The organism is Acidisoma sp. PAMC 29798 (assembly GCF_030252425.1).
GTDB lineage: Bacteria > Pseudomonadota > Alphaproteobacteria > Acetobacterales > Acetobacteraceae > Acidisoma > Acidisoma cladoniae.
This window is the reverse complement of the sequence record NZ_CP126994.1, coordinates 4,088,051-4,099,560: the sequence shown is the minus strand read 5'-3', so window position 1 is coordinate 4,099,560 and position 11,510 is coordinate 4,088,051. Positions and strand designations below refer to the sequence as shown.

Here is an 11,510-nt window from a genome sequence, read left to right as displayed (position 1 = left end):
GAGCGAAGCGTTATCCGCCGTCACTCACGCGTTCAGGCGGGTGATCAGGCCATCCGCCAGCGTCGATAGGATCATGTCGCAGGAGGCGGCGCCGGCATCCAGCGTGCCGCGCGAACGCTCACCCAAACGACTGGCACGGCCGACCTTGGCCACCATGCTGCGCGTCGCTTCCAGCCCGGCGCCCGCCGCATCCTTCATCGCGGTCAGTGACTCCGCAAAACTCTTGCCCGCAGCCTGAGCCGCGTCGAAACCCTCCATCGCCGGCACGATGACATCGACCAGCGTCTTGTCGCCGGGCTTGGCCTCGCCCAGGCCTTGCACGGCGGCGAGGCCGGCCTTCAGCATCGCCGAAACATGCGGCGCATCGATGACGTCGGTATCGTCGAGCACCTCGGCCATGTCGGTGAAGAAGGTGCCATACAGCGGACCCATCGAGCCGCCGATATCGCTGAGCAAGGTATCGCCCAGCGTCGCAAAACCCTGCGGCAAGGTGAAGTCGCCCTGGGCCTTCAGCCGCTCGCCCGCCATGCGAAAGCCCTTGCCCATATTGACGCCGTGATCGCCGTCGCCGGTCTGGCCGTCGATTTCGCTGAGCTTGCCCTGCTCGCGCACGATGACAGCCACGAGGTCGAACAGGATCGGCCCGGCCTCGGTCAGGGTCACGCTGTCCCGGCTCATGAGCCCAGCACCGTCAAGCCGATGGAATGCGCCGGCAGCGCCATCAGGCGATCGAGTTCCCCGTCGAGACGGGTAACGGTGATCGAGGCGCCCATCATTTCCAGCGAGGTGAAGTAATTGCCCACGAAGCGGTGGCGGATGCGCAGGCCACGGTCGCGCAGCATCTCATCGACATGGCCATAGAGCAGATACAGCTCCATCACGGGCGTGGCCCCGAGGCCCGAGACCAGCACGGCGACATCTTCGTCCCGGCCAAGGGAAAGATCCGCGAGGATGTGCTCCAGCATCAGCGCGGCCATGTCGCGCGCCGGCTTCACGGGCATGACGGAGACGCCGGGTTCGCCGTGATGGCCGATGCCGACTTCCATCATGCCCGGCGCGATGGTGAAGTTCGGCTTGCCGGCGGCGGGGATGGTGCAGGCCGAAAGGCCGATGCCGACGCTGCCGGTATTGTCGATCGCCTTTTGCGCGACGGCGATGACCTGATCCAGGTCGCCGCCCTCATCCGCCAAGCCGCCGGCCGATTTCCACATCATGACCTCGCCCGCGACGCCCCGGCGTTTGTCACGTTCGGCCTTGGGGGCCGAGGCGACATCGTCATTCGCGACCACGCTGCGAACGGTAAGCCCGTCCTTGGCGGCAAGCTTGACCGCCATCTTCACGTTCATGTTGTCGCCGGCGTAATTGCCATAGAGGCAGGCGACGCCGGCGCCGAAATCGGCCGCCTTGAAGGCCGCGTGGAAGCTCTTGGCAGTGGGGGAGGCGAAGATCTCGCCACAGGCGACGGCATCGCAAAGGCCGGGGCCGACGAAGCCGAGGAAGGCGGGCTCATGGCCCGATCCGCCGCCCGTGACGATGCCGACCTTGCCCTGTTTTGGCTGGCGCGCCGCGCGCAATACACGCGGGTTGTCGGTCGCTGCCAGAATGTCAGGATAGGCCGCGACGACGCCCAACAGGGCTTCCTCGGCGACCTGCTCGGGGTCGTTGATGATTCGATTCATGATAGCTGTCCCGGACGTGACGTTATTTTCGGCAGACTCTCCGCCGCCCTCGCGGACCTGTCAACGCAGGCCTATGCGGCCTTCCCGAATGCCATGATGTAGTTGATGGAGAGGTCGCGGCTTTCCCGCCACTGCCCGCGCCAGGGGTCGAAGCTCATCCCGGCTGAGGCCGTGACCCGCAATCCGGCGGAGGCGGCCATGGTCGCCAATTGCGCCGGTGGGATGAATTGCCGCCATGTATGGGTCCCGGCCGGCAGCAGGCGCAGGATATATTCCGCGCCGATCTTGGCCGTGAGCAGGGACCGCAGGCTGCGGTTCAGCGTCGAGACGAACAGCAACCCCCCAGGCTCCAGCACCTCGGCAAGGCGCTGCAGGAAGACCTGCGGATCCGGCACATGCTCGATCACTTCCAGCGCCGTCACCACCGGAAAGCGCGTGCCCTCGGCGATCACATCCTCGATCCGCCCGGCGCGATAGCGCAGTGGCAGGTTTTGGCCCTGGGCATGGACGCGGGCGGCGGCGATGGCAGCCTCCGCCGCATCCAGGCCGAGCACCGAGAAGCCCGCCTTCGCCAGCGCTTCCGCCAGCAAGCCGGCGCCGCAGCCGATATCGAGGATCTCCCCGGCCAGAGGTTTGGCTAGCCTTTGCGTGATCCAGCGGGCGCGCAGCGGGTTCATTCGGTGTAGCGGTGCCATCGGCCCGTCCGGCGCCCACCAGTCCTGCGCCAGGGCGTCGAACCGCGCGACTTCGTCCAAGGACAAGGTTCCGTCGTGCTGCATCATTGCCCCATCGCGACTGCGCGTTTATGTCTGCCGGCCCTACAGCCGGGTGGTGGTCGCCCGAGCGTAACTCTACGACGTCGCCTGGCGCGCGCCTATTCCGCGACGCCTCGCCCAGAGCAGGATCAGACAACGTATCATGGCCCGCATCGTCATGAAATTCGGCGGCACCTCCGTCGCCGACCTCGACCGGATTCGCAACGTCGCCGAGCGCGTCCGGCGGGAGGTCGAGGCTGGGCATGAGGTCGCGGTGGTGGTCTCGGCCATGTCCGGCACCACGAACCAGCTCGTCGGCTGGTGCCAGAGCCTGTCGCCCCTGCATGACGCGCGGGAATACGATGCGGTGGTCGCAACCGGCGAGCAGGTCACTGCCGGGCTGGTGGCCATCGCCTTGCAGAATCTGGGCATCGAGGCGCGGTCCTGGGCCGGCTGGCAAATCCCCATCCGCACGGACGGCGCCCATGGCAAGGCCCGCATCGAACAGATCGAGGGCGCGGAACTCATCCGTCGCATGGGCCTGGGCCAGGTCGCGGTGGTGACGGGCTTCCAGGGTCTCGGCCCGGATCACCGCATTACCACGCTCGGCCGTGGCGGGTCGGACACCTCGGCCGTCGCCCTCGCCGCCGCGCTCCGCGCCGATCGCTGCGACATCTATACGGATGTGGACGGGGTCTATACGACCGATCCCCGTATCGTGACGCGTGCGCGCAAACTCGCCCGTATCTCCTATGAGGAGATGCTCGAACTCGCCTCTGTGGGCGCCAAGGTTCTGCAAACGCGCAGTGTCGAATTGGCGATGAAGGAAAAAGTCCGGGTTCAGGTTCTGTCGAGTTTCGCGGATCTGCCGGGTACTCTGGTCGTGGATGAGGATGAGATCGTGGAAAAGGAACTCGTTTCTGGTATCGCCTACTCGCGAGACGAGGCTAAGCTCACCGTGCGCCGTGTGCCGGACCGCCCGGGCATCGCCGCCGCCGTCTTTGGCGCCCTGGCCGCAGAGAATGTGAACGTCGACATGATCGTGCAAAACGTTGCCGAAGACGGCACTACAGACATGACCTTTACGGTCGGTCGGTCGGATCTACCGCGTGCGCGGGCGGCCCTGGCCGCCGCCAGCACCGAGATCGGCTACTCGGACATCCTGGCCGATACCAATGTCGCCAAGATCAGCGTCGTCGGCATCGGCATGCGCAGCCATGCCGGCATCGCCAGCACGATGTTCAAGACGCTGGCGGAAAAGGGCATCAATATCCAGGTCATCTCGACCAGCGAAATCAAGGTGAGCATTCTGATCGCCGCCGATTACACCGAACTCGCCGTGCGCTCCCTGCATACGGCCTATGGCCTCGATGCCGCCTGACATGAACGCGCCCCCATCATCGTCCGTCCTCGCCGCGCTGCCCGAGCGCATCATCTCCCCCGCTTTGACCGGGCTGTGGCAGCGCGGCACCGCGTTCTTGGGCTCGCGCTACGCCGTGATGGGCGGGGCGATGAGCTGGGTGAGCGAGCGCAACCTTGTCTCCGCCATCTCCAATGCCGGTGGTTTCGGCGTCATCGCCTGCGGCTCGATGCCGCCGGCGCTGCTGGAGAAGGAGATTGCGGCGACGCAAGCGCTGACCGACCGTCCCTTCGGCGTCAATCTCATCACCATGCATCCCGCGCTGGATGAGCTGATCCAGGTCTGCCTGCGGGCGGGCGTCGGCCATATCGTGCTGGCCGGTGGCGTGCCGCCGGGCGCGGCCGTGCGCGCCGTGAAGGATAGCGGCGCCAAGCTGGTCTGCTTCGCCCCCGCTTTGGTTCTGGCCAAGCGGCTGGTCCGCTCCGGCGCCGACGCCCTGATCATCGAAGGATCGGAGGCCGGAGGCCATATCGGGCCGGTGTCGCTGATGGTGCTGGCGCAGGAAATTCTGCCGGTGGTGACCGAGGTGCCCGTCTTCGTCGCCGGCGGCCTGTGCCGTGGCGATGCCATCGTCGGGATGCTGGAGATGGGGGCTTCGGGCGCGCAACTCGGCACGATGTTCGCGGCCACGGTCGAGAGCATTGCCCATGCCAATTTCAAGAAAGCCTTCTACCGCGCCAATGCGCGTGACGCCCTGCCCTCCGTGCAGCTCGATAACCAGTTTCCGGTCATTCCCGTGCGCGGTCTGGTGAATTCCGGCACGCGCCGTTTCCTGGATCATCAGGCGCAGACCATCCGCCAGTTCCAGTCGGGCGAATTGACCAAGGAGGCGGCGCAGCTTTCGATTGAGCATTTCTGGGCCGGGGCGCTGCGGCGCGCGGTGGTCGATGGCGATGTCGAGGAAGGCTCGGTCATGGCTGGTCAGTCCGTGGGCGCGGTACGCGAAGAAAAGACCGTGGCCGCCGTCATCGCCCAGTTGGTGGATCAGGCCGAAGCGATGCTGGCAAGTCGTGGACAATCCCGCACTCCCGGCTGACCTCTCGGAGACCAATCCGCGGCGGCTGTTCGCGCGACTGAGGGAAGGCCTCGCGCACGGCAATACGCCGCTGCCCAAGCTGCTTGAACTCGTCGCCCATGAAATGGCGAGCGAGGTCTGTGCCCTCTATGTCATGCGGGCGGGGGAGGTTCTGGAGCTTGCCGCGACCTGGGGTCTGCTCGCCGATGCGGTAGGACAGACACGGCTGCGCGTGGGCGAAGGCATCATCGGCCTGGTCGCGGCCATCGGCAGCGCCATCAATCTTGCCGATGCGCGGGACCATCCGGGCTTCGCGCAGCGGCCGGAGACGGGGGAGCATGCCTTCGCCTCTCTGCTCGCCATTCCCATCCGGCGCTCCGGCCAGACCATCGGCGTCTTGAGCATCCAGAATCGCGCGCCGCGTCGCTTTACCGAAATCGAGCAGGAGGCGCTGGAAACGGTCGCGATGTTGCTGGCGGAGATGTTGACGGCGGCCGGCGCCGTCGAGGTGCGGGGCGAGGGGTTCGGCGCCGCTTTGCCACGCCGCTTCGATGGCCTGCCCCTGTCGGTGGGGGTGGTCATCGGCCCGGTGATCCGCGCGGGAAAGCATATTGCCCGCAAGCATGTCATGGCGGCCGATCCCGATATCGAGAAACAGCGTTTGCAGGCTGCCAGCGAGTCGATGCGCAGCGGCCTGGACGATCTTATCCGGGGCACATCGGACACCTTCGGGGATGACGCGACGGGCGATATCATGGCGGCCTATCGCCTGATCGCCGCGGATGCCGGCTGGTTGAAGCGTGTCACGGCCATGATCGAGGGCGGCTTTTCCGCCGAGGCCGCCGTCATGCGGGTGATGAGCGAATTGCGCGAGCGCATGCGCCGCATCGCCGATCCCTATTTGCGGGAGCGGCTGGTGGATATCGAAGACATCGGCAATCGCATGATCGCGCAACTCGCACGGCTGGACCGCGACGGCAGTCATGGCTCGCAGGATGATCCGGCGGAGGTCGCAGGCGCCATCCTGGTCGCGCGGCGGCTGGGTCCGGCGGAGTTGCTGGATTGGCATAGTCGCGGGGTTGCGGGCCTGGTTTTGGAGGAGGGGAGTGCCGCTGGCCATGCGGCGATTCTGGCGCGGTCGCTCGGCCTGCCGGCGCTGTCGGATGCGCGTGGCGTCATGGATGCCTGCCGCGATGGCGATAAGGGCATTCTGGATACCGAGGACGGCATCTTCATCCTCCGCCCCGAGGATGAGGTGCGCCATGCCTATGTCAGTGCGGTGTCGCTGCGCGGTGCCAATGCCCGTGGCTGGGAAGTCCTGCGTGACCAACCCACCCTGACGCTGGATGGCCGGCAGATCGCCTTGATGATCAATCTCGGCCTGCCGCTCGAACTCGCGCAGTTGGAGATGACCGGTGCGGCTGGCATCGGGCTGTATCGCACGGAGATTTCGCTGCTCGCCCAGCATCGGCCGGGCGACCCGACCACCGATCATCCCGCCGCGTCCGAGGCTGTGCCGGGATCCGAGCATCTGATGGCGCAGCAGACGGCGGAATATACCCGCATCCTCGATCATGCGGGCGATCGGCCGGTGCTGTTCCGCACGCTCGACCTCGGCGGGGATAAGTTGATTGCGGGGGCGGATGTCACAGCCAGTGAGAATCCTGCGATGGGCTGGCGGTCACTGCGGATTGGCCTTGATCGGCCGGTGACGCTGCGCCGGCAATTGCGGGCCATGCTGGCGGCGGCGCGTGGGCGGAGCCTGTCGGTCATGTTCCCGATGGTGGCGACGATCAGTGAATTTCGCGCCGCGAAGGCTTTGTTGGACGCGGAAGTGGCGCGGGCGGAACACAAGCCGTCGGCGCTCTCGGTCGGCACCATGCTCGAAGTGCCAGCTCTGCTCTGGCAATTACCGCAATTGATGAAAGACGTCGATTTCGTCTCGGTCGGATCGAACGACCTGATGCAGTTCCTGTTCGCGGCAGACCGGGGCACGCCCAATTTGGCAGGACGATACGATCTCATCTCACCGCCAGTGCTCGATATTCTGGAGCAGATCGTGCAGCAGGCGGCGGCGGAGAACGTCTCTTTGTCGTTTTGTGGAGAGGCGGCGGGGCGTCCTTTGGAGGCGCTGATTCTGGTGGCGCTGGGCTTCACGTCGCTGTCGATGTCGCCGTCTGCCTTGCTGCGCGTCAAAGCGATTTTGCTGAAGACGGATGTCTCGGCGTTCCGGCCGGTGCTGGCGTTGATCCGCAGTCGTCATCCCAATGCCGCCAGCCTGCGCGAGCCCTTGAGCAGCTGGGCGCGCGAGCATGGGCTCGGGATTTAACGATTATTCGTCATCCACGGATCAAGTGCGCGGATGACGGTGAATTTGGTACCAACCCTCACGCCGCGCGTCGGGCGTGTGTGGCGCGGGACGCGAGATCCATGCGCACCTGATCGACCTCCGGCCCCGTGATCTGCAACGGCGCACAGCCGAGGGCATCCCAGATCAACTGGGATTCCAGACGATGGACACCGAAGGTCGGGTGAAGCTGCTGCGCACCGCCCGGGACCGCGAATGACAGCCGGTCACCGGTGTCGAGATAGCTTTCGGCCGGCAGCCCTTCGGCGAGGATCACCGCATGCCGGGCGAGTTCGATGTGATGATAGATCACTTGCCTGATCTGGCTGAGTCGGATGCTCGTGCCGTTCACGAGATGTTTGATCGGGATCAGAACGCCGTGCGCGAAGACTGCATGATCCGGTGACAGGAAGAGAGTCCGGCAGGGCATTCCCTCCGCGAAGGCATGCGCTTCGATAAGAATCGGCCGCACGCTGTCCGGCTCGGGATGCGTCTCGCAATCCACCCAGCGATGCCCCGCCCAGATGATGGGGAGCGTGTCCCCCTGGGCCGTCAGCACGTCATCGCCCTTGCAGAGCGAATCGACGACAATGGACCCGCGCGGCGTCGCGATGCGGGTTCCCGCCGCGAAACAGGGTACCAGGCTGATGGTGGTGTTGCCGCCCGTCGCCAGAACCTGAATGGTTCCCCCCAGAGCCACGCTGCCGAATTGCACGACGGAGGTGGCGCTGCCGCTGGTCAGGGTCAGCGTCTCGGTCGATGCGTTGAAGCTCGAGGTGACACCGGTAACGCCGGTGAGAAGGAAGCTGTCGGTGCTCGCGAAGCCCGTGACCGTCACCCCACCGAGGGCGGCGAAGGTATCGTCCACCACCCAACCGGCGGAGGCGTCGAAGGCAATCGTGTCGAAATTGGTGACCGTGGTGCCGACGCCGGCAAGGGTGCCCGTGGTGGAACCGACAGCGAGGTCGAGGGTGCTGGCGACACCGCCGCCCGTGACCGTTCCGTCGAAGACGGCCTCCGGGTCGACGATGAGCCGGTCCGTGGCGCCCGTGGTGCTGAAGGTGATGGCCTTGCCGTTGGTCGCATTGGACCCGATGGTGCCCGCATTGGTGACCGTGCCGGTGGTGATGGTGATGCCGACCGTGCCGAGGATGGTGCCGCCGGCAAGATTGGTGACCCGCCCACCATCCGTCAGGTCGATACCGGTATCCGAACCATAGACATAGCCGGAATTGGTGATCGAGATCGGGGCGGCGAATGTGCCAGCCCCGCCATAGACGCCGACATTGCTGCCGACGATGGAACCGGTATTCGTGATGGTGCCGCCGGCGCCGAGATAGATGCCGTAGCCGTTCAGGCCGATGGCGCCGATGGACCCGGCATTGGTGATGGTGGCGGCGGCCGTATAGACGGAGATGCCGGAGAAATCGCCGTAGATGCTGCCGGTGCCGGTATTGGTGATCGTGCCGCCATCTTCCAGATCGATGCCGTTGCCCTGTAGCGTCGTGGTGTGGATGTCGCCGGCATTGGTGACCGTGCCGCTGCCGCCGATGATATAGACACCGCCGATGCCGCCGAAGATTACCCCGGTATCGGTATTCGTGACGCTGCCGCCACCGGCCAGATAGACGCCTTCATAGACGTTTCCCGGCGAGCCCGAGACGATGACGGTCGGGCTGGATTCAAGTGTGCCGCTATTGGTGACGACGCCGAGGCCGGAGGTGATATCGACGCCGTTCTGGTAACCCGAAATGGTGCCCGTGTTGGAAATCGATCCACCGCCGATGAGGTCGATCGCGTCAGCCTTGGCGGCGGAGGCCGTGACGATGCCGGCATTGCTGACGGTCCAGCCGGCAGTGGGTCTGCCCAAACCGGCGGGACCGGTGATCGCGGCGCCCGCGCTGGTCACGACCGAGCCCGCAGAGGTGATCGTGACAGGGTTCGATGTGATGGTAACGGTCTGTGTCACCGTTCCAGAAATTGTCTGAGCCATGATCCCTCCCCGATGCCGCGCGAGGAGAGATTGCCGTATTTAGATTAATTGTTTCCTAAGCGAAAAGACGAAATCTCCATATCCTATCGATTACAACCGGATTGAGATCGAACGGGCATGGGCATCCAGCCCTTCAGCCATCGCCAGCTGCACGGCGGCGGGACCCACGGCGGCCAGGCCGGCACGGTCTGTGGCAACCCAGGTCGTGCGCTTGAGAAAATCGAACACCGACAGGCCCGAAGCGAAGCGTGCCGTGCGGCCCGTGGGCAAGACATGATTGGGCCCGGCCACGTAATCGCCGACCGCCTCGGGGCAATGACGGCCCAGGAAGGCGGCGCCGACATGCCGGATGCGGGCGAAGAACGCCTCCGGCATGTCGAGCATGATCTGGAGATGTTCGGGCGCGAGGCGATTGATCAGGGCGGCGGCTTCCTCCCAATGATCGACCGTAATGATCGCGCCGTGCTGCGCCCAACTGGCACCGGCAATGGCGGCCCGGGGCAAGGACACCAGAGCCGCCTGCACCGCTACTGCGACGGCTTCGGCGAAAGCCGCGTCATCGGTGAACAGGATGCTTTGGGCGGATTCGTCGTGTTCCGCCTGAGCCAGAAGATCCATCGCCACATGGGCGGGGTCGTTGCGGCTATCGGCGACGATGACGACTTCTGAGGGGCCGGCGATCCCGTCGATGCCGACGCGCCCGAAGACCTGACGCTTCGCTTCCGCCACATAGGCATTGCCGGGGCCGACGATACGGTCGACGGCGGCGATCGTCGCCGTGCCATAGGCGAGCGCTGCCACGGCCTGCGCGCCGCCGACGCGGTAGACCTCCGACACGCCGGCCCGCTTGGCGGCGGCCAGTACCAGCGGATTGAGCAGGCCGTCTGGCGCCGGAACACAGATGGCGATGCGGGCCACGCCAGCGGCCCGCGCCGGCAGGGCGTTCATCAGCACGGAGGACGGATAGGCCGCCTTGCCGCCGGGAACATAGAGGCCGACAGCGTCAAGCGGCGTCCATCGCATGCCGAGGCGCAGGCCGGCGGCATCCTCGAATTGCAGGTCGGCCGGAAGCTGGGCGCGATGGAACCGCTCGATCCGCGCGGCCGCGAGGTCGAGTGCCGCCAGAAGATCGGCAGGCACGCTGGCTGCGGCCTCGGTGATTTCGGCCTCGGTCACCCGCAGCCGGTGGGGCGTCATGCTGACGCGGTCGAAGCGGCTGGTATAGTCGCAGACTGCGGCGTCACCCTTGGCCTGGACATCGGCGATGATGGCCGCGACCTGGCCGGTCACCGCTTCAGTGGTTTCGCGGGCCTGGCCGATCAATGCCTCGAAGGCTTCGGCGAAACCGGCCTCGGTGGTCGCAAGCCGGCGCATCAGGCGGCCCCTTGTGCCAGGGCGTGGCGGAAGCGGGCGATCCAGGCGCCGATCACTTCGGGGCGCGTCTTCAGCGCCGCGCGATTGACGATGAGGCGGCTGGTGACCTCGGCGATCACCTCCGTCTCGACCAATCCATTGGCTTTGAGCGTAGAGCCGGTCTGCACCAGATCGACGATGAGGCGGGCCAGACCCAGGCTGGGGGCAAGTTCCATGGCGCCGCTCAGATGCACGACCTCGGCATGGATGCCCCGGGCGGCGAAATGGCGGCGGGCGATATTAGGATATTTGGAAGCGACCCGCACGCGGGACCAGCGGGCCGAATCATCCTTGCCCGCCGTCGCCGCCGGTTCGGCGACGGAAACCCGGCAGCGGCCGATGCCCAGATCGAGCGGGGCATAGATCTCCGCATAGTCGAATTCCATGAGCACATCGGCGCCGCAGATGCCGATATCGGCGCCCCCGAAGGCCACGAAGGTGGCGACATCGAAGGATCGGACGCGAACGATGTCGAGTGCCGGGTCGTTGGTGGGAAAGCGCAGGCGGCGGCTGCCTTCGTCGATCAGGTCGGCGGGCGGCGTGATGCCCATGCGCGCGAGCAGCGGTTCGCAATCCGCGAGGATGCGCCCCTTCGGCAAGGCCATCACGACCCCCGCTTCCACGACAGCGGATTCGGTGTGCGACGGAACGTCAGAGGCCGGCATAGGCTTGAGACGATCGAGAGACTGGGTCATGTGTCGCGGCCTCTAGCACCGGTCGCGCCATGGGGCAAAATCACCCCGCATCGGCGCTTTTCGGTCGGGTGGCAGCCGGCCCTTGGCCTGTCCTCCTCTCGGAGGCGGATTGACCGATTGAAGAGGTAGAACTGGTGATACGCCTGACCGTGCTCTTCATCCTGCTGGGCGCTACGCCCATATTCGCCGCAGA

Annotated in this window: 9 protein-coding genes; 3 read left to right on the top strand and 6 right to left on the bottom strand. The window is 65.9% G+C overall.

What is annotated here, in order from left to right:
* Window positions 1–24: 24 nt before the first annotated feature.
* The 3 genes from dhaL to ubiG form a co-directional block, all read right to left on the bottom strand.
* Window positions 25–678 carry a dihydroxyacetone kinase subunit DhaL gene (gene dhaL / locus QP803_RS19715; RefSeq protein ID WP_284945166.1) on the bottom strand — a complete coding sequence of 218 codons (654 nt, stop codon included), beginning with the start codon at window positions 676–678 and terminating at the stop codon, window positions 25–27.
* Entirely contained in the window at window positions 675–1,679 is a 1,005-nt protein-coding gene (locus QP803_RS19710) for a dihydroxyacetone kinase subunit DhaK (protein WP_284945165.1), read from the bottom strand. The genes dhaL and QP803_RS19710 overlap by 4 nt, the downstream gene beginning before the upstream one ends.
* A gap of 71 nt (window positions 1,680–1,750) precedes the next feature.
* Window positions 1,751–2,461 carry a bifunctional 2-polyprenyl-6-hydroxyphenol methylase/3-demethylubiquinol 3-O-methyltransferase UbiG gene (gene ubiG / locus QP803_RS19705; RefSeq protein ID WP_284945164.1) on the bottom strand — a complete coding sequence of 237 codons (711 nt, stop codon included), beginning with the start codon at window positions 2,459–2,461 and terminating at the stop codon, window positions 1,751–1,753.
* Between the two features lie 136 nt (window positions 2,462–2,597).
* Between ubiG and QP803_RS19700 the strand changes: the two genes are divergently transcribed.
* From QP803_RS19700 to QP803_RS19690, 3 genes are read left to right on the top strand one after another with little or no spacing between them, the layout of a single operon-like run.
* Window positions 2,598–3,815, top strand: coding sequence for an aspartate kinase (locus QP803_RS19700; protein WP_284945163.1), 1,218 nt, complete (start codon window positions 2,598–2,600; stop codon window positions 3,813–3,815).
* A 1-nt stretch (window position 3,816) separates the two neighbouring features.
* A complete protein-coding gene (locus tag QP803_RS19695) occupies window positions 3,817–4,890 on the top strand; it encodes an NAD(P)H-dependent flavin oxidoreductase (RefSeq protein ID WP_284945162.1) in 1,074 nt (357 codons plus the stop codon).
* Entirely contained in the window at window positions 4,865–7,198 is a 2,334-nt protein-coding gene (locus tag QP803_RS19690) for a phosphoenolpyruvate--protein phosphotransferase (protein WP_284945161.1), read from the top strand. The genes QP803_RS19695 and QP803_RS19690 overlap by 26 nt, the downstream gene beginning before the upstream one ends.
* Window positions 7,199–7,256: 58 nt before the next feature.
* Here QP803_RS19690 and QP803_RS19685 read toward each other — a convergent pair whose 3' ends face one another.
* The 3 genes from QP803_RS19685 to hisG all read right to left on the bottom strand — a co-directional run bounded on the left by QP803_RS19685 (window position 7,257) and on the right by hisG (window position 11,287).
* Window positions 7,257–9,209, bottom strand: a complete 1,953-nt coding sequence (locus tag QP803_RS19685) for a Hint domain-containing protein (RefSeq protein ID WP_284945160.1) — start codon at window positions 9,207–9,209, stop codon at window positions 7,257–7,259.
* A gap of 90 nt (window positions 9,210–9,299) precedes the next feature.
* Window positions 9,300–10,583, bottom strand: coding sequence for a histidinol dehydrogenase (hisD, locus tag QP803_RS19680; RefSeq protein ID WP_284945159.1), 1,284 nt, complete (start codon window positions 10,581–10,583; stop codon window positions 9,300–9,302).
* Window positions 10,583–11,287, bottom strand: a complete 705-nt coding sequence (hisG, locus tag QP803_RS19675) for an ATP phosphoribosyltransferase (RefSeq protein WP_284947972.1) — start codon at window positions 11,285–11,287, stop codon at window positions 10,583–10,585. The genes hisD and hisG overlap by 1 nt, the downstream gene beginning before the upstream one ends.
* Window positions 11,288–11,510 lie beyond the last annotated feature (223 nt).

Coding starts and splice junctions, on each gene's coding strand:
- hisG (WP_284947972.1), bottom strand. CDS start 11,287: ATGCCGGCCTCTGACGTTCCGTCGCACACCGAATCCGCTGTCGTGGAA.
- hisD (WP_284945159.1), bottom strand. CDS start 10,583: ATGCGCCGGCTTGCGACCACCGAGGCCGGTTTCGCCGAAGCCTTCGAG.
- QP803_RS19695 (WP_284945162.1), top strand. CDS start 3,817: ATGAACGCGCCCCCATCATCGTCCGTCCTCGCCGCGCTGCCCGAGCGC.
- dhaL (WP_284945166.1), bottom strand. CDS start 678: ATGAGCCGGGACAGCGTGACCCTGACCGAGGCCGGGCCGATCCTGTTC.
- QP803_RS19685 (WP_284945160.1), bottom strand. CDS start 9,209: ATGGCTCAGACAATTTCTGGAACGGTGACACAGACCGTTACCATCACA.
- QP803_RS19710 (WP_284945165.1), bottom strand. CDS start 1,679: ATGAATCGAATCATCAACGACCCCGAGCAGGTCGCCGAGGAAGCCCTG.
- QP803_RS19700 (WP_284945163.1), top strand. CDS start 2,598: ATGGCCCGCATCGTCATGAAATTCGGCGGCACCTCCGTCGCCGACCTC.
- ubiG (WP_284945164.1), bottom strand. CDS start 2,461: ATGATGCAGCACGACGGAACCTTGTCCTTGGACGAAGTCGCGCGGTTC.